The organism is Actinomyces provencensis (assembly GCF_900155435.1).
In the GTDB taxonomy this organism is placed as follows: domain Bacteria; phylum Actinomycetota; class Actinomycetes; order Actinomycetales; family Actinomycetaceae; genus Pauljensenia; species Pauljensenia provencensis.
Genome location: NZ_LT700212.1, coordinates 197,080 through 223,330, shown reverse-complemented (window position 1 = coordinate 223,330; position 26,251 = coordinate 197,080). Strand labels below are relative to the sequence as shown.

Below are 26,251 nucleotides of genomic sequence, written 5' to 3'. Positions count from 1 at the left end.
AGCGGGCGTGGCAACTCGACGACCTCGAAGCGGTCGCCCGAGTGCTTGGCGTCAGCCCTGCCGATCTGCTGCAACCCACGGGCCGTGAGTGCCCCCGACAGGACTCGAACCTGCAACCGTCGGATTAGAAGGCCGGTGCTCTATCCATTGAGCTACGGAGGCGGCGTGCCCTCACGGGCACCGGACAAGGATATCGCCCGCGACGCGGAGCGAGAACTCCCCGGGACCTGCGACTGCCGCTGAGCGTTCCCCGGCCGCCGCAGACCAGTCGGCGCACAGGTCCACGCTCGGCGTGCGACGCGCACCGCGGGGACACCCCGTCCGTGGTCCCCCGCATCGGCGCTGGTGGGGTGGGCACGCGATCCGCACTGCCCACACGGCGAGCCGGGACCGGGTGCGTTCACACTGTCCCGGAATGCGGACAGGTGTCGACGGACAGGGGTTTCGCTGAGACCCTGTCGCTCATGACCAACCGCGCGCTGCCCATCTCCCGCTCCGGCGGCGGCACGCGTGCGCGAATGTGCAACTGAGACAATCCCCGACCTGACCGTCACTGCCGCGACCCACCGACTGTGTCCGCGGCCCGCACCATCGGATGTCCCATGACCACCTGCACGTCCCCACATGCCGCCCCGCGCGTCCTGCGCGCCCTCCTCCCGTGCCCCTCCCGCACCCGGGCGGGTCTGCGATGAGCGACCCCAACTGTTCCCACGACCGTGGTGCCGTCACACTCTCCTTCGAGGTGATGCCCCCGCGGCGCCCCCATCTCGCCCCGCGCTTCTGGGCAACCGTGGACGCCCTGATCGGCGCCCACCCCGACTTCGTCTCGGTGACCTACGGCGCCGCCGGCCAGGACCGCAGCAGTGCGCGCAGCGTCGTGGACCGTCTGGTACGTGACACACCGGTGCAGCCGATCGCCCACCTGACCTGCGTGGGCAACTCCGTCGCCGAGGTCTCCCAGGTCGTCACCGACTACCTGGACACCGGGGTGCGGACCTTCCTGGCCCTCCGGGGGGACCCGCCCGCGGAGGACCCCAGCTGGACACCTGCGCCCGGAGGTGTCTCCTCCGCGACCCAGCTGGTCACCCTGATCCGTGCCCTGGAGACACGGCGTTGCGAGGCGCACCCGGGTGCAGCCCTGCGAGCGGCCTTCAAACCGCTGACCATTGCCGTTGCCGCCTTCCCGGGTGGGAACCCCGCGGCTGGCACCACCCCCGAACAGGAGGTCGAGCGCCTCCTGGTCAAACAGGCAGCGGGAGCCGACTTCGCGATCACCCAGCTCTTCTGGGACGCGGACACCTATGTCTCCTTCGTCGAGCGCGCCCGGGCGTGCGGCATCACCATGCCGGTGCTCGCCGGGCTGCTGCCCCCCACGGACCCGGCGCGGCTCCGGCGGGTCACGGACCTCACCGGCATCGAGGCCCCCCGGGGGATCCTCGACGGGCTCTCCGCCCAGGACGATCCGGTGCTGCGTCACCGTTTCGGGATCCACGAGGGCGCCCGCATCGCGCGGGAGGTCCTCGCTGCGGGTGCCCCGGGCGTGCACCTCTACACGTTCAACCGCTCCGCCCCCGCCCTCGACCTGCTCCAGGAGGCCGGACTTCTCGATCCCGTGACCTGAGGGCGCGGTGTCGCCCTCGTCCCTGTTCCCCTGCCCCCTTCCCGGCACCCATCCACACTTCCGCACCGAACCCCACCCCCGGAGGACCCACCATGACCGCCAGCTTCCCCACTGCCACGATCCTCGGCTACCCCAGGATCGGTCGGAACCGCGAGCTCAAGAAGGCCGTCGAGTCCTTATGGGCCGGACGCTCCGACGCCGCTGCACTGGCCGCCACCGAGCGCGACCTGCGCCACTCCACCCACGAACGCCTCATCGAGCTGGGCCTGGGAAGCGAGGACGCCTCCATTCCCGAGGCCGCCTCCCTCTACGACCAGGTGCTCGACGCGACCACCCTGTTGGGGGCCGTTCCCGACCGCTTCGCCGGGCGTGAGGGTCTCGACCTCTACTTCGCCCTGGCCCGCGGTGACGCAGCGGTGCCGCCGCTGGAGATGACGAAGTGGTTCGACACCAACTACCACTACTTGGTCCCCGAGATCGGGCCGGACACCCCGCTGACGCTCGCGGACCGGACCGTCGTCGAGCGCTTCACCGAGGCTCGCGGCTGGGGTGTGACCGTGCGACCCGTGCTCGTCGGTCCGGTCACCTGGCTGGCCCTGGCCAAACCGTCGGAGGACGCCCCCGAGGGGTGGTCGCCGCTGTCGCGCCTGGACGAGGTCGTGGACGTCTACGCCCAGGTCCTCGCAGAGCTGGCGGCAGCGGGAGCCCCCTGGGTGCAGCTCGACGAACCCGCGTTGGTCAGTGACAACCTGCCCGAGGCGCGCGCGGCACTGATCGAGGCGGCGTCCCGCGCCCACACCGCGCTGGCCGCCCGGGAGGAACGGCCCGCACTCCTCGTCACGACGCCCTTCGGGGACGGACGCGCGGCACTGGGGGCGCTGGTTGCCTCCGGTGTGGAGGCCGTGCACCTGGACCTGGTCCGTGGTGGCGCACCCGAGCCGGGGGACGTCGACCTGTCGGGGACGGTGCTGGTCGCCGGGGCAGTCGAGGGTCGAAACATCTGGCGGGCGGACCTGGGAGCGGTGGTGGGGGTGCTCGACTCCCTGCGCGAGCTGGAGCCCGCCGGTCTCGCCGTGGCCACCTCCACCTCACTGCAGCACGTGCCCCATGACACCGCCCTGGAGAAATGGGAGGACCCGGCCCTGGACGCAGCCCTGCACGAGTGGCTCGCCTTCGCCGACCAGAAGGTCTCGGAGGTCGTGACGCTGGCGAAGGGGGTCGACGGCGGGTGGCCGGGCATCGACCGCGAGGTCGCCGCCGCCCGCGACGCCCTGGCGGCGCGCGCCGTGGCCCCGGGGGTGTCCGTGGCACAGGTGCGCGACCGGGTCGCGGGACTCACGCAGGCCGACCGCACCCGTGTCGGGTACGCGGTGCGCGAAGCCGCACAGACCGCGCGCCTGGGTCTGCCGGAGCTGCCCACGACGACCATCGGGTCCTTCCCCCAGACCCCTGACATCCGACGTGCCCGAGCTGCCCACAACCGCGGGGAGCTGGATGACGCCGGGTACACGGCGCGCATGCAGCAGGAGATCGCCAGTGTGATCAGCCTGCAGGAGGAGATCGGCCTGGACGTCCTGGTCCACGGTGAGCCCGAGCGCAATGACATGGTGCAGTACTTCGCGGAGCTGCTGGACGGCTTCGCGGTGACACGCAACGGCTGGGTCCAGTCCTACGGGTCGCGCTGCACCCGGCCCTCGATCCTGTGGGGCGACGTCACGCGCTCCCGGGAGCTCACCGTCCCCTGGACGACCTACGCCCAGTCCCTGACCCCGCGCCCCGTCAAGGGCATGCTCACGGGGCCGGTCACGATCATCGCGTGGTCCTTCGTGCGCAACGACGTGCCCCTGGGGCAGGTGGCCGACCAGATCGCGCTGGCCCTGCGTGACGAGGTCAGTGACCTGGAGGCGGCGGGCACGGCCGTCATCCAGGTCGACGAACCCGCCCTGCGTGAGCTGCTGCCCCTGGACGCCTCCCGCCACGAGGAGTACCTGGCGTGGTCAGTGGGCGCCTTCCGGGCCGCCACCTCCGGCGTCCTGCCGACGACACAGATCCACACCCATCTGTGCTACTCGGAGTTCGGCCAGATCATCGATGCGATCGACGCACTCGACGCGGACGTCACCTCAATCGAGGCGGCGCGCTCCCGCATGGAGGTCCTGCCCGAGCTCAGGGCGCACGGTTTCGAGCGGGGTGTGGGGCCGGGCGTGTGGGACATCCATTCCCCGCGCGTGCCGTCGGTGGAGGAGCTGGAGGAGCTGATCACCGAGGCGACGCGGTCCATCGATCCCCGTCACCTGTGGGTGAACCCTGACTGCGGCCTCAAGACACGCGACTACCCCGAGACGGTGGCCACCCTGCGCAACCTGGTCCAGGCTGCCGGTGACGTCCGCGCCCGCCTGCAGGAGCCCACGCCCGTGAGCTGAGTGTGGAGCAGCGCCCGTGATGGGGCCCGACCGCCCGGGAACGGTGGTCGGGCCCCTGTCATGCGTGGAGGGCGCGCCCGCACGAGGTCGTGGCCCGCACGCCGTCAGTGACGCCGCGCCGGGCCGCCGGGGCGGCAGTGCCACCGGGCGGCCGGGCTGTCGGTCCGGGCCGTCGGTCCGTGCCGTCGGGCCCGGGGGACATCGCGGGGTGCGGTGCTGAGGGACCGACGGCTCCCGGGCACCGGGACTCCCGGACCCCCACGGCGTCCCTGCGAGCTCCGCGTTCACATTCGCCCAGAATGTGGACACTGCATTGACCCCCGGTGCCCTGACGAGCAGCATTGGGTTCGTGAGCACATTCCCGCAGCAGACGAGCCCCCTCATGGGTGGCACCTGTGCGCGAATGTGTCGGTGATTGACGCCTCCAACCCAGTCAATCACCTGCCGCCCCTTGACCCCACCCTGAGCGTGGGAGTGCGGCACCAAAAAGTCGGATACTCACATGGCACTCGTGTACACGCCCGCCCGTCCCGCGCAGACCTCCACCGCCTCCTCCTCCTTCGAGGACTTCCTGGACGTCCTGGACAACCTGACGCTCGGCCAGAACGTCGTCATCGACGTCGACCAGCGCACCGTCCGCATCCAGCAGCGCAAGGTCGACCTGACCCGCCAGGAGTTCGAACTGCTGGCACACCTGACCCGCAACTCGGACCGCACCGTCACCCGTGACGAGCTCTTCGAGACGGTGTGGTCGAACCGGGGCCTCGACGCCGAGTCCCGGACCGTCGACGCCCACATCCGTCGCCTGCGTCGCAAGCTGGAGGTCGCAGACCTGATCTCGACGGTGCGCGGCGAGGGGTACCGGTTCAACTCCACCCCCGGTGTGCGCGTCCTCCAGACGCGGCGCCACGCCCTGGCCGCCTGAGCAAGATCCATCCGGGACACGGCAACACGTACCTGTTGCCCATGCTGAGTGGGGACCGGACGCCTCAGACCAACAGCCGGAACAGCTCGGAGTCCGTCCCGATCTCCTCGACGTGCAGGGGAGAGGACTCCATCCGGCGGCGGAGCCCGTCGATGTCCTCGCGGTGGGAGAGGTCGATTCCCACCAGGGCCGGCCCGGTGTCACGGTTGTTCTTCTTCGTGTACTCGAAATGCACGATGTCGTCGCCGGGGCCGAGCACCTCGCCGAGGAACATCCGCAGTGCTCCCGGCTGCTGGGGGAAGGTCACCAGGAAGTAGTGCCGCAACCCCTCGTGGCGCAGGGATCGTTCCATCACCTCGGCATACCTGGTCAGGTCGTTGTTACCACCTGACACGAGGCAGACGACGGCTCCGGGGCCGCCCTCGTCACCGTCCCCGCCGAAGAGCTGCCGGGCGGCTGTGGAGGCGAGTGCCCCGGCGGGCTCGGCGATGACCCCGTCGGACTGGTAGAGGTCGAGCATCTCTGTGCACACCGCGCCCTCGGGCACGGTCACGATGTCGTCCACCAGTTCGCGCACCACCTCGAAGGCCAGGTCGCCGGCGCGCCCCACCGCGGTGCCGTCCACGAAGGAGTCGACCCGGTCGAGTCCCACCGGGTGGCCGGCCTCCAGGGCGGCCTGCATGCAGGCGGCGCCGACGGGCTCCACCCCGATCACCCGGATCTCGGGTCGCGCGTGCCTGAGCCAGGTGAGGATGCCGGCCAGCAGTCCGCCACCGCCCACGGGCACGAGCACGCAGGAGGTGTCGGGGGGCATCTGCTCGGCGAGCTCCACGGCGATGGTCCCCTGGCCGGCGATGGTCATCGGGTCGTCGTAGGGGTGGACGTAGACGCGCCCCGAGGCCCGCGCCGCCTCTTGGGCCAGGGAGTTCGCACGGTCGAATGTGCCGTCCACGATGACCTGCTCGACCCACGCTCCGCCGATGGCCTCGATGCGCTGGCGCTTCTGTCGAGGGGTGTTGGACGGCAGGTAGATCGTCCCGCGCACCTCCAGGTGGGAGCACGCATAGGCCACTCCCTGGGCGTGGTTGCCGGCAGAGGCGCACACGACGCCGCGCTCGCGCTCGGCGGGGGTGAGCATCGACATGCGCGCGTAGGCACCACGCACCTTGAACGAGCGGCACTTCTGGAGGTCCTCGCGCTTGAGGTACACGTCCCGGCGAAGCTGGTCCGAGAGGCGCACGGAACGCTCCAGCGCGGTACGGCGCACGACTCCGCGCAGGGCGCGGGCGGCGACCTCGACGTCGGAGGTGGTCACCGGCAGCGATGCGGAGGCTCCGGCCGAGCCTGGTGCCGTCGTGGGGGATCCGTCCGTGTGGGACCCGGCCGTGGGGGGCTTGGGAGATGTGTTCGGCGGGGGAGTGGCCGACAGGGGAGCGGCCTGGCTGGTGGACATGCGCGGGGCCTCCTGGAGGATGGTGCGGCTGGCGGTCAGTCTAGTGGGGCACGACCCGGGCGGGCCCCTGCGACCACCGCACTACACTGGGGCCGTGAGCAAGAACTTGAAGAATCCACTGGTGTGGATCGACTGTGAGATGACCGGCCTGGACGTGGCGGAGGACGCGCTGATCGAAGTGTCGGTGGTGGTCACCGACGGCGACCTCCGCATCGTCGATCCCGGCATCGACGTCCTCATCACCCCGCCCCAGGCAGCACTGGACCACATGGGGGACTTCGTGCGCGAGATGCACACCAGGTCCGGACTGCTCGACGAGCTGCCCGGCGGCCTGACCATGGACGAGGCGCAGCGTCAGGTGCTCGACTACATCAAGCGTTTCGTACCCGAGCAGGGCAAGGCGCTGCTGGCCGGCAATTCGGTGGGCACCGACAAGGCGTTCCTCGTGGCCAACATGCCCGAGGTCATCGACCACCTGCACTACCGGCTCATCGACGTCTCCTCCGTCAAGGAACTCGCGCGGCGCTGGTACCGCCCGACCTTCGAGGAGGCCCCGGTCAAGCACGGTGGTCACCGCGCACTCGCCGACATCCTGGAGTCCATCCAGGAGCTGGAGTACTACCGCCGCGTCCTCTTCCCCGCCGAACCCGGACCGACGAGGGCGGACGCACGTCGCGTGCGCGACGAGGTGCTGGCCGAGCGCATCACGGCCGTCGGCACGGACGAGGCTGTTGCCGAGGGCGCTGCCGCAGGTGTGACAGCTTCCGAGTGATCCGTTGACGCATCTCTCGTGGGGCGGGTGTCCGGGAGTCCGGGCACCCGCCCTCGTGCGTGTGCGTAGGTGCGTGATGCCCAGGTGAGTGGTCCGTTCCCATCCCGGTGACCGTGATGCGCCGGCCCAGATGGGCGGGTGACGCCGGTGGGTAGGCTTGTGGTCATGCAGCTCATCGAGTGCCCATCGGTCGACCTGGGTGGTGTCGAGGGAGTGGCGATGTCCCACATTGCCGAGAACATGGAGCCTGCGCGCTTCCGCGTGGACCTGGCGGTGCTGGAGGCCGGATCTGCCCTCCCGACACATCGCGCGGGCCAGCGGCAGGTGTTCGCGGTCGTCGCGGGACGGGGACTGGTCTCCGGTGAGGACGGCGTGGAGCAGGAGATCACGCCCGGGCGGGCCGCTGTCTGGGAGCGCGGGGAGCGCCACTCCAGTCGGGCGGTCGAGCGGATGACGGTCCTGATCGTCCAGTCGAGCGTGGCCGACTGACCCAGTACCGGTGCGTGGTCCAGAATCGGCGCATGATCCGGCGTGATCCGCCGTGATCCGGGGTGATCCGGGGTGGCCGCCTGGTCCGGCGCAGGCACGAGGGCAGGGCGCGGCGGCCCTTCTCCGCTGGTGAGACACGGATGGATTCGTCGTCCCCGAACTGCTACCGGCACATCTGCCGGTGATCGTGTGTACGGACGCGGTTGTTTCAGGGGGCGCCCGGGCCGGGTTGGAAGGGCTCGCCCTCGTTGCCACCTGCCCCGCTGCCGCCACCGGTTCCGACATGCGTTCCGGCATGGGGCGTGGTGGGCTGCCGGTGCCGTGAGTGCCCGGCAGGGGGACCGTGGTCGGGGCGCACACCGGAACGTTCCCCGCGGTGTCGTCGCCACTGGCGGTGCCGGGACCCGGGGGCCAGGCGAGGGCGGCCCTCGGGGTCGATCCAGGGCGGTGCCGTCACCTGCGGGACACCACGGTCCATGGTGATCTGCCATCCGGCCTCATCGAGGGTGCGGTGGTGGTACCAGCACAGGAGGACCCCGTTGTCGGTGTGGGTGGGCCCGCCCTCGTGATGGGGGAGCACATGGTGGATCTCGCACCAGGTGGCGGGCACATCGCATCCGGGGATCACACACGCCCCGTCGCGGAGGGTGATGGCCCGCCTCTGGTGGGAGGTGAATACGCGATGGGGGGAGGAGAGACCCCGGATGCGGCCCTCCTCGTCGAGGATGAGGACCTGGGTGGCCCCCGAGCAGGAGACGTGCCGGGCCACGCCCGTGCCGACGAGCGTGTCCAGCGGGCTGCCACCCTGGATGAAGGCCGCGCCCCGGGGGTCGTTGAGCTCCTCCGCATCCACCGTGATGACGAGGGTGGGAGCTGCCCCGCCCAGACGGGGTGCGTCCTCGTGCGCGGCAGCGACCGTGAGAATCCCGGCGAGGGCGTCGTGGCGGCGTTGGGCCTGGGTCCGTCCCAAGCGGTCCAGGGGGGTATCCGCCCGCCGGGGCGCTGTGCCGGCTCCAGGATCCCTCGCAGCCGCGGAGGCGTCATCCGTGCCGCACACCCCGATGCCGTGCGGAGTGGTGGAGTCCGGCGGGGCGGCGTCGACGCGAGGGTTGAGGTAGGCGTCGAAGAGACGCTGGAGTTGGGCTGCGACCTCCGGGAGGAGTTCACCTCTCACACTCACGGTCCCCCTGTACTGGCGCCCCAGGGTGATGCCCCGCCGCCGCAGGGCCAGGTCCTCATCGGGAGCAGCGCCATCAGGGTCCAGGAATGCCTGCCACACCTGAGCCATGACGGCCACGTCATCGGCCCGTGCGCCCCCGCCGGGTGAAGCGCTGCTCCCCACGTTGGTGGTCCCGCTGTCGTCGGTCTCTCCTGAGCGCTCCGGATCGAGGGCCGGGTCGACCCCGTCGGGGGCGATGGAGGCAGCGGCGACGAGTTCTCCCTCGGCCACCGCCACCAGCCGCGGGTCCGCCCCGTGGGACAGGGGCGGGGTCAGCGACCGGGTGACTGCGCGTGTGGCGTCGAGTCCCAACTCGCCACGTTCCAGGGCCTGCGCCACGTGGGGGAACAGGGCAGGTACGGACTCTCCCGACAAGGACCAGGACGGCATCAGTGGCTCCGCCAGTCGGATCCGCTCCGCGGCTGTGCCACGGGAGACGTGGGTGATGCGCGTGATGAGCTCCGCAGCGTTTCGGCACCCGTACCGGGCACACAGGCGCTCGGCCCCCAGCGAGGCGCGCGAGCGGCGCGCGACCTCGCCCGCGAGCAACACACGGGCGGCATCGACCACGCGACCCGCCTCCTCTGCTCCGCGCAGGAGGTCGATGAGAGCGCCATCGTCGAGGCCGGCCAGGTCCAGGGCTCGGACCCCCACGAGGGCATCCACCGCCCCCGCGGGGCTGCCGCCCTCGCTCTGTGACCCCAGCTGTTTGCTCATGCCCCCAGTGTGACAAGCACCATGTGCATCTGCGCTGAGAGTTCCGCCCAGGTTGGGGAGGAGGGACCTGTCCTGTGGACAACGGACCCGGGCTGGGCAACTCCACGCCGCCTCCGCCAGCCGGACACACGTTCGGCACCGGTCGCCCACACGGCGTGCCCACCCCGTGGGAGCATGGGATGGTCAGGGAGTTCGGGCCGGGGGAGCCGATCACATGGATGGCGGGGTCAGTCAGCGCACTGTCACGGAGGCGACGGCTGCGCGCAAGGCAGCTGCGCTGGTCGTGCTCTGGATCCCCGTCCTCATACTGGGCGCGTACGTGGTGGTCATGGCTGAGCGTCTCCCAGCTGTCGTCGCCACCCACTGGGGGCAGGGTGTGGACCCGAACGGTTTCATGACCGGCCGTGGGAACGTCGTCTCTTCACTGATCCCCGCCGTCGTCGGCGCTCTGATGGGTACGGTTGGCGTCCTCAGGACGCCGAGGGGCACGCTCGTCCCCACCGCGGCGCTCCTGCTCGCGGGAGGTGCGCTCGCCTGCGTGCCGAGCGTGGTGCTCGTGCTGACCACTCGGGCCACGCTCGCTGCGGGGGATCCCACCCACGCCGACCTCGATGGTTGGATGCCGCTCGTGTTCGCCGCCATGCTGTGGGGGCTCCTGCCCCTCCGCCTGCTCCACCTGCGCATCTCGGCGGGACACTGAGCACCGGGGGTGGGCCGGGCATCCGGCCTACGCTGGGCGGATCACTCCCGTCCTCTTCCTGGTCCTCGTCCTCGTGGGGGTCGCTGCCGGGCTGGTCGGCTACCTCGCAGGTCTTGCCTCCCTGGTCAGCTATCCGGCTCTGCTGGCTGTCGGACTGCCACCGGTGACGGCCAATGTCACCAACACGCTCGCGCTGGTCGGCTCGGGACTGGGCACGACCGCCCGTCCGGCAGGGAGTTCCTCGCCCGCGGGCGGCGCGCGACCCTGGTCGAGGTGGGAGTCGCCCTGGTCGGTGGACTGGCGGGCGGGTGGCTGCTGGTGGAGACCGGGAAGTCGAGCTTCTCCTCGGTCGTGCCGTGGATGGTCCTGGCGGCGGCGCTCCTGCTGTTGGTGAGTCCGCACCTGCACGGTCTCACTGCTCCCGGGGCGGTCCCTCGCCCCGTCTTCCTGCTGGCGCTACTGCTGACCTGCGTCTACGGGGGCTACTTCGGGGCGGGTGCCGGCGTGATCCACCTGGCGGTCGCCGTGCTCCTGTCGGGCGCGGACTTCACCTCATCCGTCCTCGTGAAGTCGATCCTCCTGGCCGTCTCCAACCTCGCAGCCGCCGTGTTCTTCGTCCTCACCACCCCGGTGGGCTGGTGGGCTGCCCTGGCACTGGGACTCGGCTGCGCCGTGGGCGGCTACCTGGGCCCGGCTGTCCAGAAGGTCATCCCCGAGGCGGCGCTGCGCAGGACGGTGGTCGTCGCCGGGGTCGGACTGGCCGTCTGGCTGTGGGTGAACCGCTGAGCGCAGGATGGAGTTCTGCGGTGCTCACGGCTCGCAGCTGGAGTTCCATGGGGATGACGTCCACGCGGGGAGAGGCGACGGCTTCCCTGAAGCCTGCTCGACGGTAGGTGCGCAGCGCAGGTTCGTTCCCGCGGATGACGTTGAGGCGGACGCGGGTGGCACCCTGACGTCCGGCCTGCAGGAGCGCCCGGTCGATCAACACATGCGCCAGCCCCTCGCCGCGTCTGTGCGGGTCGATGATGACGCGCCCCAGCTTGACGGTGGTGCCGACCATCGTGAGGTCGACGTGACCGAGGGGAGGCATGCCGACCTCGTCGACCAGGACCCACGCCCCGAAGCCGGGGACGTCGTCCATGGCGAGGAGGTCGTCGACGCGCAGGGGCCAGCGCACCTGCGCCCCCGTGAAGAGGTAGAGGGCATCCGCGTCCACCACCCAACCCACGACCGCGTCCGCATCGGCGGGGGAGCGTCGGCGCAATTCGGGCATGGGGACTCCTCCTGGAGGTGACGGGCGGGCCGGGGCCATCTGTGGGAATGCTATCCGCTCTCCACGTCCCCATCCTCCGCCGGTGAGTTGTCCACAGCTGGGGAAGTCTCCTCCGCTCTGTCCACAGTCGCGATCACTGCCGGTGGCGTGACCGCAGCACGAGGGCAACCCTGTGCGCACCGACATCCGTCGGCCGAGCAAGGAGGACACCATGACGGGCAACACCAGCATCACCCTGAGGGGCCGGATCGGCACCGACCTGAGGAGGTTCGACACGCGCAACCGTCAGGTCATCGTCCGATTCCGCCTCGCGGTCTCGCAGTACCGGATCCGCGACAACGGGACGTTCGAGGAGCGTGACGCGCAGTGGTACACCGTGCGGGCCTGGGACCGGCTGGCCCAGAACGCACTGGCCTCACTCGCCAAGGGTGACCCGGTCATCGTGGTCGGGCGCCCCACCGTCAACGCCTGGAAGGACGAACACGGGGAGGCCCGTGGCGAACTGGTCATCACCGCGCAGAGCATCGGACACGACTTGAACCTGGGCCAGACCCGGTTCGCACGGACCGGCGCACTCTCGAGCACGCGTCCCACCGACCCGGTTGCCCAGGACCCCGGCTCCGAGGGTGCGACACCTGCGGGAGAGGGCGTCGCCCCCGACGCCGGGAGCGCTCCCGTGGTGAGTTCCGGGGACGACGAGGGTGTCGGACCGGGTCTGGAGGGTCCCGACAGTGGCCTCCCCGCGCGGCAGTCGAGCTGGGGACAGGACGGGGCCGACGAGGGCGACCACAGCGGGGTCGGTCCGGACGGTGTGCTCAATGACGACGTGGAGGCACCCGGAAGTGCGAGCGGGGTGTCAGACGAGGAGGAGGAACGCTCGGTCTACGCCTGAGCGACACTGCGCTCCCCGGGGCTCCCGTCCGGCCCCGGATCCGCAGGATTGACGCCGGGAGCCCCACGGTGCGGCCCACTCACGGGGAGAGGGACGGAGCCTGCGGGTGGCGGTCCGGCGAGCTTCCCGGCCATGGAGGTGGCGAGGAACTCGGCCGTCGCGGTGGCGTCATCGGTGCCGGTGCCGGTGCCGATGACAGCGGTGGTGTCGGCGGTGGAGGCGCGTTCGAGGACCACGGCTGCCACGGCGAAGTCACCGTCGTGGGAGAGGGAGACGTGCCAGCGCACGTCCGTGGTGGTGCCGGGTCCGGTGGTGCCGCGGGCGGCGTCCCGAGGGATGCCCCCACCCCGGTCACCCTCACCCAGGGTGCGTGCCACCTCCCGGGCGACGCGCCCGTGCAGGACCAGGGAGGGTCGGCCCCAGTGGTCCTGGACGACCTCGATCTCCGACCACACGAGGTCCTCGGGGGTGATCGGGGGTGGGGTGCCCGCCAGGGCCGCGGACCAGGCCTTGACGAAGGCCTCCTTCGCGGCCCAGCGTGCGCCGACGTGGGGAGCCAGGGCCGTGGGGTCACCGGGGCCCCCGCCCTCGGCGCGGGCACGGGACTCCACCACGCGACGCTCGCGCGCCGTGAGCACCGAGGTGACGAAGGTCGAGCCCGGCAGCCCCACCTGCTCGGCGAGAGCAGGCAGGGCCACCAGGTCGACTCCGATGCCGAGGATCATCCCGGCATCATCCCAGGACCGCGCCGCGCCGGTCCCGGGCGGTCCCCGCGGATCCGGTGGAGCCGGTGCCGGTGCCGGGGCCGGGCGCCCCGGGGAGGCGACCCTGCGCCCCGGGGAAACGACCCCCCGCCCCTTGGCTCCCGTGCGCCTCCGATCACGTCATTCCGCCACCTGACCGCTCGGCACGGCGTAGAAGCCGTCGGCCCCCAGTCGTGCCTGCGGATCCAGCAGGATCGCGGCCTCGACCTCGTGGGGGTCCACACCCTCGGACTCCGCGGGCAGACGCCGCGACTCGACGGGCTCGAAGAGCGGGGCATGACCCAGCATGCCCGACTCGCGGTGGCGGGTGCCCGCACGCAGGCGTTCGTCCGACCGCTCGCGCCACGCGGCCAGGTCCGCCAGCCCCTGCTCCGGGTCGTCGGCGGCGGCCACCACCAGCGCCTCGAAGGCACCGGGGTGGACCACTGCCACCAGGGACGAGACGTGGCCGAAGCCCAACGAGGTGGCCACCGCCGCCCGGATCGGGCCACGCGAGCCCAGGTCCAGCGGGGAGCGGACCCACACCAGGCCCGGATTGACGGCCATCTCCTCGTCCACGCAGTCCAGGGAGGCGTTGGCCGGGACCACACCGGTCTGGAAGAGCTGCGTGATGCCGGCGACCTGGAAGACACAGGCACCGCCCTTCGCGTGCCCCGTCAGCGACTTCTGGGAGATGACGAACAGCGGGTTGCCCTCACTCCGCCCCAGCGCGCGGCCGAGACGTGTGTGCAGGTCGGACTCGTTGGGGTCATTGGCGTTCGTGGAGGTGTCGTGCTTCGACACCACCGACACGTCGTCGATGGCCACGCCCAGCTGCGCCAGGCGCCGTGCGAGCGTCGAGTCCTTCCCCCCACGGGCGCAGGCGAGCGCACCGATGCCGGGCGCCGGGATGGAGGTGTGGGCCCCGTCGGCGTGGGTCTCGGCGAAGGCCACGACGCCGAGCACCGGCAGGCCCATGGACTTCGCGATGTCCGCCCGGGTCAGCAGCACGGTGCCACCACCCTGGGACTCGACGAATCCTCCGCGTCGACGGTCGTTGGCCCGCGAGAAGAAGCGCTCCGGGATTCCCTGCTCCAGCATCGCGTCGGTGGCCGCAGTGGCGTTCATCGACCCGAAGCCCTCGATCGACTCCACCTGGATGTCATCGGTGGCACCGGCCACCACGAAGTCCGCCTTGTGGCAGGCGATCTTGTCCAGGCTCTCCTCGATCGACACGGCCGCGGTCGCGCAGGCGCCCACGGGGTTGATCATCGACCCGTAGCCCCCGATGTAGGACTGCATCGTGTGGGCGGCGACCACATTGGGCAGGGTCTCCTGCAGGATGTCCTGCGGGTAGTCCTCACCCAGGAACCGGTCCACGAACAACTTGCGCATGGAGGTCATCCCGCCGAAGCCCGTGCCCTGGGTGGAGGCCACCTCGGAGGGGTGCACCGCCGCCAGGAGCTCCGCGGGCGTGAAGCCCGCCGACACGAAGGCGTCGACCGCGGTGACGAGGTTCCACACGGCGATCCGGTCGATGGAGTCGATCATCGAGGCCGGGATCCCCCAGCGCGAGGGATCGAAGTCCGTGGGGAACTGTCCGCCGACGCGTCGGGTCAGTGTCGCGCGCCTGGGAACGCGGGCCTCCCCGCCCTTGAGACGGGTGACGGTCCACTCGCCCGTGGCCGGGTCGCGGTCGATCCGGGTGAAGCGGGGATCGGCATCCAGGTGGCTGCGTGCCTCCACCTCGCTCTCCACCGGGAAGGTGATGTCCCGGTCGAGGAAGACCGAAGCCGCCTCCGGGCTGTACCCGTCGTGGAGGGGACCGTCATCGGTGAAGGAACGGATGCCCGAGCGTGCCACGACCTCGTCGCGGTAGCGTTCGAAGATCGCCGACTCCTCGACCAGCTGGTCATCGGTGTCGTACCAGCCACCGACCGGCGAGTCACGCCAGGTCAGCAGGCCCGTCATCCACGCCAGCTCCAGGACGCCGGCAGGGGTGAGGTCCACCGTGCCGTCGGAGTGGATGCCGAGCTCGGCCTCCAGTCGGGTGCGGGAGGAGCCCCAGGGGCCGACCTCGCCGAGTCCGACGATGACGACCGTGTCGTGCAGGTCGGCGTGCACGGGTCCCCACTGCGCGGGATCGACGTGGTGCACCCGGGTGCGGGTGGGGGAGGGCAGGGCGGAGACGACCGCCGGCGGGGCGCTCTCCCCGGCGGTGGCCTCCGCGACGGTGGCCTCCGCCTCCGCCTGGGCTTCCGCGCGCAGGGCCCGCAGGTCCAGCTCGCCGCCCAGTCCGCCCGTGAGGTCGGCCTCCACCGGCGCCTGCGCCGCGCTCGCCCGCACCTCGGGCGTGCACAGCTCCAGGAGCTTCCCGGCCATCTCGCCGGTCGACCAGGTGTGCACCCCGGCACGCTCCACGGCGCCGACCAGGGGATCGTTGCCCCCCATCAGCCCCGTGCCACGCACCCACCCGATGCGCGGGTGGGCCAGGGAGACACGGTCGGACCACACGTGCTCGGCCCGCCACCGGGTCGTGATCGCGTCGAAGGAGGACTTCGCCTCCGCGTATGCCCCGTCTCCGCCGAACATCCCCCGGTTCGGGGAGCCCGGAAGGACGACGTGGAGGCGGTGGTCCACTGCCGTGTCCGAGCCGATGGCGGCGAGTCCGGCGATGGTGCGCTCCACGCTCCACAGGAGCAGTCGGAACTGGTTCTCCGGGGCCGGCCCCGCATCGGCCAGAGTGCCCGACACGCGAGGGGCCGCGAAGGGGAAGAACAGGGTGGGGACCAGCGCGGGCTTGACCTCCACGGCCGAGCCCCCCACGGTCTTCGTCTGGGTGCTGCCCACCCAGTCGACCAGGGCGTCGACGTCACGGTAGCTCGACAGGTTCGCCGGCAGCAGCCACAGTCGGGCGCCCGGTGCCGCATGGTCGCGGTAGAGCTGCTTGGCGAATGCCAGACGACGTGCGTCCACCTTCGAGGCGGTCGCGACCACGGTCGCACCCCCTGCCAGGAGTCCGGCCACGACACCTCCCGCGATGGAGTCCGGCGTCATGCCCGTCACCACCGCGACCTCGCGGGCCCATCGCCCGGCGGGGTCCGCGGTGTCGGGAGTGCGCCCGGCCTCGTGCGCGATGTCGGAGAACCGTGCCTCCAGGTCCTCCAGACCCTCGAGCCTGGCGCGGGTCGCCCACCACTGGGCCTGGTCCGCCACGGCGCGACCGGCCCCGGTGAAGACGGCCGTGTCCGCCACCTCCTCCCCGACCCAGAGGCGCGCCAGGTCCTCGCGCGCACTCGCCCACCGGTCGTCGATGAGCACTGCGCGGTGTGCGTCGAAGTGTGGGGCGACCAGGTCCTGCCAGCCCTGCCCCAGCTCCGCCGCAACGGCGTCGACGAGGGCGCTCCCGTCGTCGTCCGTGTCCGAGGGCACGGCGGGCGCGTCCAGACCCAACTGGTGCAGGACCTGGCGTGCCGCGGTGGCCAGCACCCCGTCGGATCCGGTCACCGTCTCAGCGAAGGCATCCAGGGCTGCGGAGTCCACGACCCCGCCACCTGCGGTGCCCCCTCCCGCGGAGGGGAGGGACACCTGGGTGCCGTGGGCTGCGGCGACGGCCTGGACGGCCGCGTCGATCAGGGAGTCCACGCCGGCCGCGGAGGACGGAGCCTCCGAACCCAGCGTCGCGAGGTCGCCCTCGCGGGTGGAGGATCCCTCGCGGGTGCCCAGGAGGATCTCGCCGGTGACGTGGGCGGCCCAACCGGCTCCCAGTTGCCACGTACCCGTGACCCGTTCGGTGATGTGGGAGGCCTTGACGCCGAGCGCTCCGAAGAGTTTCCGCGTGCGCTCGCGGATGGCCTCGCCCAGCACCGGTCCGAAGGGCTGGTAGTTGTGGGCCAGGCGGTCCACGGTCTGGCTGAGCGTGGCGACGTCCGCCTCCGCCGCGCCGTCGATCGAGGCCAGGTTGAGCTCGGCGGAGAGATCCATGAGCAGCTGGTTGCGGCGTGAGGAGACGCCGTTGGTCAGTGACTCCGTGGTGTCACGGTCCAGGACCTGGTCGGGCCGTACGCGGGCTGCGTGGGCCAGGAGGACGTGGATCGCGTCGGAGGCGTGGAAGGGCAGGTCGGCGACGTCGGCACCCGAGGGGCCCGATCCGACCGGTCCGGCGGGCGCGGAGGCGGGTGCCGCTGCGGGTGTCACAGTGGCGGGAGTCGGTGCGGCGGCCGGGGCAGGAGTCTCCGTGGTGGCTGGTTCGGCGACCTGCTCCTCGTCCTCGGGGGACTCGGCCACGGCGACGTCCGTGTGGTAGACGCGTGCCTCGTCTCGTTGGACATTGCGCACGGTGACGTGCCTGCCCGCGAAGGTCGGCTGGCGCAGCGTGCGGTCCGCCAGGTTCGCGAGCGTCGGGGCAGCACCGAGGCCCACCTCGACGATCTCCTCGACCGCCACACCGCCCTGCTCGGGGGCGGAGAGGAGCACGGCCTGGGTCTCGATCCACCGGACCGGGGAGGCGAACTGCCAGGAGAGCAGCTCGATCAGGAGCAACCGCGTGAGCTCCGAGGGGTTCGCCGCAGCTGCCTCCCAGGCCTCGTCGGACGTGGCCAGGGGTTCCAGCGCCTCGGAGGGCACCACGTCGAGGACCGCGCGGACGAAGTCACGGCTGAGCTCGAAGGGGCGTGCCACCAGGTTGGGCACGTAGCGCCCGACCATCGTGGCCGGGTCGATGTCGTGGGGGACGCGCTCCTCGAGCTTCTCGCGGAACTCGGGCACACCCCGGCGCAGCACGGTGGAGTGGAAGGGCACGTCGATGCCGGGGACGAACATGAAGGGGTTGCGTCCCCCGGCCGCCTCGGCACGCTCCCGCGCGTCGGCCGCCAGGGCGTCGAGCCCGGCGATGGTCCCGGCCACCGCGTACTGCTGTCCCGCGAGGTTGAAGTTGACGATCTCCAGGAACTCCCCGGACTCGCGCGCCACTCCGGCGACGTAGTCGACGACCTCGGCGTCACCGACGCCGAACTGGTTGGGGCGCAGGGCACCCATGCGGTAGTTCGAGCGGCCCTCGGAGTCACGTTCCACCAGGCCGTGCATCGTGCGACCCCTGTGGAAGACCAGCTCGATGACGGTTTCCAGGGGGAACACCTGGGCGTACGCCGACAGGGCGTCGTACTCTCCCAGGGAGTGCCCCGCGAAGCAGGCTCCGTCCACGGCGGCACCTGCCTCACGCAGACGCTCGGTCTGGGCGAAGGCCAGGGTGGCCAGTGCCACCTGGGTGAACTGGGTGAGGTTGAGGACTCCCTCGGGATGGCGGTAGGTGACGCCACGCGCGGTGATCTCCACCGGGTTGTCGCGCACGATCGCGAGGATCGAGAATCCGAGGGCGTCCCGGGTGTGGCGGTCCGCCCGTGCCCAGATGTCGTCCACGGCCGGGGACTTGGCCCGCTCGTCCAGACCCATTCCCCTGGCCTGGATGCCCTGGCCGGGGTACACGTAGGCCGTGCGCGGGGGCAGTGTCGTGGCGGTCGCCCGCGAGACGATCTCGTGGTCGACGCGGCAGGTGACCTCCAGGGCCAGTCCGCCGCCGGCCACCCGGCCGACGCGTTCGACGCTGATCTCCACCTCGTCGTCCAGGTCGACGGTGCCGAACATGTTGTAGGTCCACCCGCGCAGCACCGGGTGGCGCTCACCCTCCAGCGAGGCGCACACCACGTGCTGGGCCGTGGCCGAGAGCCACATGCCGTGCACGAGGGGAGCCTCCATCCCGGCCACCTTCGCTGCGGCGGTGGAGGTGTGGATCGGGTTGAAGTCCCCCGACACGATCGCGAAGGGCGTCATGTCGTGGGGGGCGGTGACCCGCACTCGGCGCAGCAGGGATCGCGGCGTGTCGCGCACCTCGCGCGGTGCCCCACCGGCGACCGGCGGCTCGACGGGCGGGGTGTCCCCGGTGGCGCGGCCGCGGATCGCGAAACGTTCCTGCGTGGAGCCCACCTGTTCCCCACCGGCGAACAGGCCCAGCGCCACGGTGACGATGCGTCCCGAGGAGGACTCCGCCACCTCGGCCACTCGGGAGACGACCTCGATCTCGTGGACACCGCGCGCCAGCAGGACCTGGGGCGTCTCGGCGAGTTCGATGACGTGGTCGAGGTGGACGGCATTGAGCAGGCCCTCGATGACGGGGTAGTCGTCGTGGACGGCGGAGCCGAGTGCTGCGTAGATCGCGGGCCAGGCCGGACCCAGCAGGGCGTCGGGCACCCAGTCGGCGGGGGCCAGGTCGGTGGGCAGCGCGTCCGCGGTGACCCCGGCGTGGTCCGTGCCCAGGTGGTCGGCGAGGGTGAAGACGTAGTGGGCCTCACCGAACTCGGAGTCCTCGGAGGCGACCATGGTCGGCAGGGCCTCGATGCGGTCTCCGTTGACACTGGTGGACCCGACGCCGGCGGTCCCGGCGAGCAGGGCGTACATGTGCTCGGGCAGGCGGGCCTCGTCGATGACGGGGACCGCGCCGCCCGAGGTGCTCGCCGGCAGGGAGAGCGGGAAGACGAGTCGGCGCACCGCGTGGTTCGAGCCTCCTGCGGAGTCGTCGTCCCAGAGGGTGTCGAGATGGATGACCAGGTCAGCGCCGGGCGTGCCGTCCTCCCCGGCATGGTCGAGGACCTCCACGCGCTCACGCGGGAGGATCGCAGCGGGGTTCGTGATGAGGTGTCCCGTCCACATGACGTGGGGCACCGTGCGCAGGAACTCCTCCACCGAGGCGGCAGGCTGGTCGTTGCCCAGGCGCGAGAAGGCGGGTGACGAGGGCGTCCCTGCCCGCTCCAGGCGCTCCACCGCGGCGCGCTCGAAGCGACCGAGCAGCTCACCGACGGGCTCGTCGACCCGGTCGATGCCGGCCACGGACACCGGTCCGGGGATGATGCGCACCGAGTCGGCGGGATAGCGGGCGTCCTGTGCCTGCCAGAGCCCGTCCTGGCCCCACCAGCGCAGCAGGTCGTCGTCCAGCACCGGCACGAAGGGCATGGGCTTGGGGTAGGAACGGCACAGGGTCGGGAACCAGGCGGCGTCGATGGGGGTGACCTCGGTGGTCTCCGCGCCCGGATAGGCGGCGATGAGGCGCTCAGCGGCTGCGGGGGCGTCCTCGACGTCGGCGAGATCGGGGAAGAGGGTGGGGACGTCGCCGTGGTCCACCGGGGACAGGCGTGCCTCGACGCGCTGGAGCAGGTCCTGGTAGCGCATGGTCCAGGTCGGGTCCACCCAGGGGTGGGACAGCTCGGCGAAGTGGCGCACCCACTGGGCGTAGGTCATGGACTCGAGGTCGCCGAAGTAGGGCTTGGAGGTCCGGGAGAGGGCCTCGATGATCTCGACCCTGCGGGCGCGCACGGCGGCGGCGTCGCCCCCGATCTCGGCGATGAGGCGAGCTGCGGCTGCTGCGGAGTTGTCGACCTCGTGCATGTCGGCACGCAGGTGGGACAGTCCCGACGTCACCCCGCCACGTGTCGTGCCCGGGGCGATCCAGCCGCCCCGGTCATCGACGCCCACGCCGGGGGTTCCGACCAGGACCTGCTTGACCTCAGGGGTGGTGCGGGCCTCCTTCACCGTCATGGCGGCGGTGCCCACCAGGACGCCGTCGACGGGCATGGCGGGGCGGTCGTGGCGCAGGGACCACTCACCCGAGAGGTAGTCGGCTGCGCGCTCGGGCGTGCCGATGCCACCTCCGACGCACAGGACCATGTTGGGCGTGGCACGCACCGTGGCATAGGTCGCCAGGAGGAGCTCGTCGAGCACCTCCCAGGAGTGGTGACCACCGGAGTGGCCGTCCTCGACGTGGATGATCACGGAGGTGTCGGGCACCGAGCGCGCGATGTCCACGGTGCGCAGGATCTGGTCGACGGTACCGGGCTTGAAGGCCACGTAGGGGAAACCGTCCGCCTGCAGCTGTGCGATGAGGTCCCCGGCCTCGTCCAGGTCGGGGATGCCCGCGGAGACGACCACGCCGTCCAGGGGCGCACCGGAGGCCCGCGAGCGCGGGACGATGCGCTGGACCCCGAACTGGAGGTTCCACAGGTAGCGGTCCATGAACATGGAGTTGAACTCGGCGGTGCGACCCGGTTCCAGCATGTCGCGCAGGCCCGCGAGGTTGCCCGCGTAGACCTCCTCGGTGACCTGCCCGCCACCGGCCAGCTCGGACCAGTGGCCGGCATTGGCGGCGGCTGCCACGATCTCGGGGTCCACGGTGGTGGGGGTCATGCCCGCCAGGAGCACGGGGGAACGTCCGGTGAGGCGGGAGAAGGCCGTGTCGACCACGGTCGAGCCGTCGGGCAGGGTGATCAGGTGGGGTGCCAGGCCCGTCCAGTCGGAGGGGGCGGGGGGACGGAATCCGGGGGTCGAGAGCCGGTCCCGGTCCTCCTGGGTGCCCGCCGAGGTGACGCCGACACCGCTGCCCTCCAGGACGAGGCGCGTCATGCGGGTCAGGGTCGAGCCGGGGCCGACGTCGATGAGCCAGTGGGCGCCGTGTGAGACGGCGTCGCGGACCTGGGCGGGCCAGTCCACCTGGTCGGTGAGGACCCCGCGGGCCAGGCGTTCCGCCCAGGTGACGTCGAGGCTGCAGGCCTGCGCCCAGGAGAGGGTCCGGGAGACGGCGCCCTCCAGCAGCTCGGAGTGGAAGGGGGCGTCGACGGGGAGGAACTCGCACACGGGGGACAGGGGTGCGCCACCACGACGGTGGGCGGCATGGTCGGCCCGGTCGCGTGTGGCGACCTCCTCGATCGCGGCCACGACCAGTGCCAGGTCCTCGGGGAAGCCGGAGACGACGTGGGTCTGGCGGTCATTGCGCACCCCGATGGAGACGGGGTGGGACAGTCCGTCGTGGCCCTCCACGACCGCGCGGAGGATCTCCTCGGGCAGGCGCCGCACGGAGACCATGGCGGTGGCCCCACCGACCGGGTGGATCCCGAGGCGGCGCGTCTCGCGCGTGGTGGCCGCCCCGATGAGGCGTGCCAGCGCGACGACGGCGTCGATGCCGGCGCCGTCCCCCGCCTGCCACACCCGCTGGAGGTCGACGCCGAGCACACCCTGGGAGTGTCCCTCCACGGCGACGGGGGCGTGGGTACGGGTGTCGAGGCCGTCCAGCGCCAGGGACAGGAGGGTCGCGTACTGGGCCAGGAGGATGCCGGGCACCGAGTGGGCCGGCGAGCGGTCGCTGGCCGTGTCGGCACTGCGGTGGCGGGGGAAGTCCTCCTCAGGAGCTGCGCCGGGACCGGCGGTGGCGTCCTCGGCCCCGGGCAGGCCCAGGTCCAGGGAGGCCACACCGAGGGTGGCCAGCTCCATGCGCACCGGTGAGAGCAGTCGGTCCGACGCAGCCAGTGCTGCCGCCAGGGGGGAGGCGAGGGTCGCGTCGGTGGCGGCCTCGTCGAGGGAGGCCCGCCACGGTGTCGCCTGCCCGGCGAAGAGCAGTGCGTAGGGGGTGTGTGCCAGCTCGGTGAGGAACGCGGGGGAGGTGGTCATGGAAGGGGCTCGTTTCTGCAGGGTGTCGGGGTCGTGGAGTTCGGGACGGGCGTTCACAGTGGCCCGTTGTCATGACGCTTGAGGTGGGGGTACGTCTGGTCCTTCGAGTCCAGGAGTTCCAGGGAGTCGATGAGGACCTGGCGCGTGTGCGAGGGGGTGATGATGCCGTCCAGTTCCCCGGTGCGCACCGAGAGGTCGGGGTTCACGCTGTTGGCCCGGTACTCCTCCACCAGGCGTGCGCGCTCGGCCTCGACGTCCCCGCCCGCCTCGGCCGTCCGGGTGAGGTCGCGGCGGTGCATGATCGAGACCGCGCCCTCGGCACCCATGACCGCGATCTCGGCGTCGGGCCAGGCGAAGGCCAGGTCCGCACCGATGGACTTCGAGCCCATGACGATGAATGCGCCGCCGTAGGCCTTGCGCAGGATCACCGTCACCATGGGCACGGTGGCATTGGCGTAGGCACTGATGAGCTTGGCGCCGCGGCGGATGATGCCTGCCTGCTCCTGCTCGGTCCCGGGTCGGTAGCCGGGGACGTCCACGAGGGTGACGATGGGGAGGCCGAAGGCGTCGCAGAAACGCACGAAGCGGGCGGCCTTCTCCGAGGCGTCCACGTCCAGGGTGCCCGCGTCCACCATCGGCTGGTTGGCGACCACTCCGACGGAGCGTCCCTCCAGGCAGGCGAGTCCGATGACGATGCGTGGTGCGAAGAGCTGCTGGATCTCCACGAACTCCCCGTGGTCGACGAGGTGCTGGATCACCTCGACGACGTCGTAGGGACGCCGGGCCGAGGTCGGCACCAGGTCGCCCACCGCCTGGGAGGCCGCGAGGTCCTGCGCATTGGCCTCGTAGTCGTAGCGCGGCGCGGAGGTGTCACAGGAGGAGGGCAGGTAGTCCAGGAGCGAACGGACGTAGTCGATGGCCTCCTGCTCGGTCTCGGCCAGGTAGTGCGCCACACCGGAGTGGAAGTTGTGCATCGCGGCACCGCCGAGGTCCTCGAAGGACACCTCCTCACCGGTGGTGGCGCGCACGACATCGGGTCCGGTGACGAACATGTGGGAGTGCTCGCGCGTCATGATGATGAAGTCGGTGAGGGCCGGGGAGTAGACGGCGCCGCCCGCGCAGGGCCCCAGGATCAGGGAGATCTGCGGGATGAGTCCGCTGGCCTGGCAGGACTTGCGGAAGATGCGGCCGTACTGGGACAGGGCGACCACACCTTCCTGGATGCGTGCGCCCCCGGAGTCGAGCATGCCGACCACGGGGATCCTCAGACGGATGGCCGTGTCGTAGAGGGCGATGATCTTGTCGCCCTCGACGCGCCCCAGGGTGCCACCACGGTTGGAGAAGTCCTGGGCGTAGACCGCGACCATGCGGCCCTGGACCTTCCCGAACCCGGTGTGCACGGCCGCTCCCGTGCGCCCCTGGCGGACGTCACCGCCCACGAACTGGCCGACCTCGGTCCAGATGCCGTCGTCGAAGAAGACCTCCATGCGCTCCTTCGCCGTCAGCTTGCCCTTGGGGTGCTGACGAGTCGCCGCGTGCTCCTCCGCCTCGGCGCTGACCTGTGCGCACAGGGCGGCGTAGTCCTCGCGGTCGCGGGTGTCGGTGGTGTCCAGGGTCTGGGGGACGGTGCTCATGCCTGCTCCTTCTCGATGCGCAGCAAGGGGTCGCCTGCGGAGACGCTGGTGCCCTGGGGGGAGAGGACCTCGGTGACGGTGCCGGGGAAGGGTGCCTGGATGTACTTCTCCATCTTCATCGCCTCCAGGACGGCCACGAGGTCGCCCTCGTCGACGCGCGTCCCGACCTCGACGGGAACCTGGACGACGATGCCCTGCATGGGGGACGTCAGCGTGCCGTCTCCGCGCACTGACTCGCGCGGTCCGGACGGGGTGCGCTCCTGGCGCTGGGAACGCAGGGGCTGGGCGGGGCGGGTCTGCATGCCTGGGGCGAGCAGCCCACTGGGCACGGTCAGGGTCATGCGCCGGCCGTCCAGCTCGATGACGTAGGTCTGGCGCGGTGTCGGTGCCACGGGGACGGCGCCCGGGGTGGCACCCTCCTCCGGGGAGTAGTCGTGGGACGGGAGGAAGGACTCCTCGAGCCACTTGGTGGAGACCGTGAAGCCGTCGGCACCGATGAAGGCAGGATCGCCGAGGACGTCGAGGTAGAGGGGCACGGGCGTGGCCACGCCCTCGACGGCGAACTCACCGAGCGCGCGACGCGAGCGGGCCAGGGCCTCCTCGCGGTCGCAGCCGGAGACGATGATCTTCGCGATCATGGAGTCGAAGGAACCCTGGACCTCGTCACCCTCCGCGAGGCCGAGCTCGAGGCGCACCCCGGGGCCCGAGGGCCAACGGACGCGTTCGACCCGACCGGGCACGGGCATGAGGTCCTGGGCGGGGTCCTCGCAGGTGATCCGGAACTCGAAGGAGTGCCCGCGCTCCGGTGCGGGTGGGGACAGCGGCAGGCCTTCCGCGATCCGGATCTGCTCGCGCACGAGGTCGACTCCGGCGACCTCCTCCGAGACGGGGTGCTCCACCTGCAGACGGGGGTTGACCTCGAGGAACCAGACCGACCCGTCGGGTTCGAGGAGGAACTCGCACGTCCCCACCCCGACATAGCCCACCGCCTCGAAGAGGCGACGCGAGGAGTCGACCAGCAGGTCGTGGACCCCGTCGGGCAGGTAGGGGGCGGGGGCCTCCTCGATGAGCTTCTGGTTGCGGCGCTGCACGGAGCAGTCACGGGTGGAGACCACGCGGAAGTTCCCCAGGGCATCACGTGCGCACTGGGTCTCGACGTGGCGGGCGACCTGGACGAAGCGCTCCACGAAGTACTGACCGAGGTCGTCGGCGGCCTCCTGGGGTGCGTTGCCCGCCGGGCGGGTGGGTGCCCCGTCCGCGTGTCCCTCCCCGGTGCCGCTGCCGGTGTCGGCGCCCGCGGTGTGGCGTGCGAAGAAACGGTCGAGGTCGCCGGAGTCGCGGAGCACGGAGATGCCGCGCCCACCGCCGCCGTCGGCCCTCTTGAGGACCACGGGGTAGCCGTGGGCCGAGACGAAGCCCTCGACCGCCGCACGCGAGCGCACCGGCTCCGACACCCCGGGGACGGGTCGCACACCACAGGACTCGGCGACCAGACGGGCGCGGATCTTGTCCCCCAGGGCCTCGATGACGTCCCCCGAGGGACCGATCCACGCGATGCCGGCGTCCTCGACGGCGCGGGCGAAGTCGGCGTTCTCGGAGAGGAAGCCGTATCCGGGGTGGACGGCGTCCGCACCTGTCTCGAAGGCGACGGTGAGGATGGCCTCGGCATTGAGGTAGGTCTCCTCCGCGGTGGTCCCGTCGAGGCCCCAGGCCTCGTCGGCCTCGTGGGCGAAGGGTGCTGCGATGTCCTGGTCGGCGTAGACCGCGACGGTCCCGATCTGCATGTCGATCGCGGTGCGGACGACCCGCAGGGCGATCTCGCCCCGGTTGGCGACCAGGATCCGGTTGATGGTGCGCAAGTGGTGACCTCGTTCAGACGGTGGTGGATGGACGGGTGGACG

15 protein-coding genes and 1 tRNA gene are annotated in these 26,251 nt (G+C 71.4%); 8 read left to right on the top strand and 8 right to left on the bottom strand.

Going from position 1 to position 26,251, the window contains the following annotated elements:
* Window positions 1–89 precede the first annotated feature (89 nt).
* Window positions 90–162, bottom strand: a tRNA-Arg gene (locus BQ9890_RS00910).
* 526 nt (window positions 163–688) lie between these two features.
* Here BQ9890_RS00910 and BQ9890_RS00905 point away from each other — a divergent pair.
* The 3 genes from BQ9890_RS00905 (at window position 689) to BQ9890_RS00895 (ending at window position 4,969) form a co-directional block, all read left to right on the top strand.
* The gene (locus BQ9890_RS00905; RefSeq protein ID WP_075888630.1) at window positions 689–1,621 is read left to right on the top strand and encodes a methylenetetrahydrofolate reductase; all 933 of its coding nucleotides are present in this window, start codon (window positions 689–691) and stop codon (window positions 1,619–1,621) included.
* A 92-nt stretch (window positions 1,622–1,713) separates the two neighbouring features.
* Window positions 1,714–4,044: a 5-methyltetrahydropteroyltriglutamate--homocysteine S-methyltransferase gene (gene metE / locus BQ9890_RS00900; protein ID WP_075888628.1), complete on the top strand. Its 2,331-nt coding sequence runs from the start codon at window positions 1,714–1,716 to the stop codon at window positions 4,042–4,044.
* 502 nt (window positions 4,045–4,546) lie between these two features.
* The gene (locus BQ9890_RS00895) at window positions 4,547–4,969 is read left to right on the top strand and encodes a winged helix-turn-helix domain-containing protein (RefSeq protein ID WP_075888626.1); all 423 of its coding nucleotides are present in this window, start codon (window positions 4,547–4,549) and stop codon (window positions 4,967–4,969) included.
* A gap of 64 nt (window positions 4,970–5,033) precedes the next feature.
* Here the strand turns inward: BQ9890_RS00895 and ilvA are convergent, their stop codons facing one another.
* The gene (gene ilvA / locus BQ9890_RS00890) at window positions 5,034–6,422 is read right to left on the bottom strand and encodes a threonine ammonia-lyase IlvA (RefSeq protein ID WP_078062134.1); all 1,389 of its coding nucleotides are present in this window, start codon (window positions 6,420–6,422) and stop codon (window positions 5,034–5,036) included.
* 94 nt (window positions 6,423–6,516) lie between these two features.
* Between ilvA and orn the strand changes: the two genes are divergently transcribed.
* Both orn and BQ9890_RS00880 read left to right on the top strand, forming a co-directional pair.
* Window positions 6,517–7,194, top strand: coding sequence for an oligoribonuclease (gene orn / locus BQ9890_RS00885; protein WP_268258636.1), 678 nt, complete (start codon window positions 6,517–6,519; stop codon window positions 7,192–7,194).
* Between the two features lie 165 nt (window positions 7,195–7,359).
* The gene (locus BQ9890_RS00880) at window positions 7,360–7,683 is read left to right on the top strand and encodes a cupin domain-containing protein (protein ID WP_143226190.1); all 324 of its coding nucleotides are present in this window, start codon (window positions 7,360–7,362) and stop codon (window positions 7,681–7,683) included.
* A gap of 208 nt (window positions 7,684–7,891) precedes the next feature.
* Here BQ9890_RS00880 and BQ9890_RS00875 read toward each other — a convergent pair whose 3' ends face one another.
* Window positions 7,892–9,619 carry an HNH endonuclease signature motif containing protein gene (locus BQ9890_RS00875; RefSeq protein WP_075888622.1) on the bottom strand — a complete coding sequence of 576 codons (1,728 nt, stop codon included), beginning with the start codon at window positions 9,617–9,619 and terminating at the stop codon, window positions 7,892–7,894.
* A gap of 214 nt (window positions 9,620–9,833) precedes the next feature.
* On the opposite strand from BQ9890_RS00875, the gene BQ9890_RS00870 reads away from it, so the two are divergent.
* The gene (locus BQ9890_RS00870; RefSeq protein WP_075888620.1) at window positions 9,834–10,319 is read left to right on the top strand and encodes a hypothetical protein; all 486 of its coding nucleotides are present in this window, start codon (window positions 9,834–9,836) and stop codon (window positions 10,317–10,319) included.
* A 273-nt stretch (window positions 10,320–10,592) separates the two neighbouring features.
* Window positions 10,593–11,105: a sulfite exporter TauE/SafE family protein gene (locus BQ9890_RS00865; protein ID WP_230297755.1), complete on the top strand. Its 513-nt coding sequence runs from the start codon at window positions 10,593–10,595 to the stop codon at window positions 11,103–11,105.
* Here BQ9890_RS00865 and BQ9890_RS00860 read toward each other — a convergent pair.
* On the bottom strand, window positions 11,026–11,592 hold the full coding sequence (locus BQ9890_RS00860; protein ID WP_075888618.1) for a GNAT family N-acetyltransferase: 567 nt from the start codon (window positions 11,590–11,592) through the stop codon (window positions 11,026–11,028). The genes BQ9890_RS00865 and BQ9890_RS00860 overlap by 80 nt on opposite strands.
* 211 nt (window positions 11,593–11,803) lie before the next feature.
* Between BQ9890_RS00860 and BQ9890_RS00855 the strand changes: the two genes are divergently transcribed.
* Complete coding sequence (locus tag BQ9890_RS00855; protein WP_075888616.1) at window positions 11,804–12,484, top strand: single-stranded DNA-binding protein; 681 nt, start codon at window positions 11,804–11,806, stop codon at window positions 12,482–12,484.
* Here BQ9890_RS00855 and BQ9890_RS00850 read toward each other — a convergent pair.
* The 4 genes from BQ9890_RS00850 to BQ9890_RS00835 all read right to left on the bottom strand — a co-directional run bounded on the left by BQ9890_RS00850 (window position 12,475) and on the right by BQ9890_RS00835 (window position 26,209).
* The gene (locus tag BQ9890_RS00850; protein ID WP_075888614.1) at window positions 12,475–13,209 is read right to left on the bottom strand and encodes a holo-ACP synthase; all 735 of its coding nucleotides are present in this window, start codon (window positions 13,207–13,209) and stop codon (window positions 12,475–12,477) included. The two genes, BQ9890_RS00855 and BQ9890_RS00850, sit on opposite strands and share 10 nt — an antisense overlap.
* 159 nt (window positions 13,210–13,368) lie before the next feature.
* A complete protein-coding gene (locus tag BQ9890_RS00845; protein WP_075892497.1) occupies window positions 13,369–22,716 on the bottom strand; it encodes a type I polyketide synthase in 9,348 nt (3,115 codons plus the stop codon).
* A 53-nt stretch (window positions 22,717–22,769) separates the two neighbouring features.
* Entirely contained in the window at window positions 22,770–24,350 is a 1,581-nt protein-coding gene (locus BQ9890_RS00840) for an acyl-CoA carboxylase subunit beta (RefSeq protein ID WP_078062132.1), read from the bottom strand.
* Window positions 24,347–26,209 (bottom strand): ATP-binding protein, encoded by a 1,863-nt coding sequence (locus BQ9890_RS00835; RefSeq protein WP_075888612.1) that lies wholly within the window; start codon window positions 26,207–26,209, stop codon window positions 24,347–24,349. Before BQ9890_RS00835 ends, BQ9890_RS00840 begins: the two co-directional genes overlap by 4 nt.
* Window positions 26,210–26,251 lie beyond the last annotated feature (42 nt).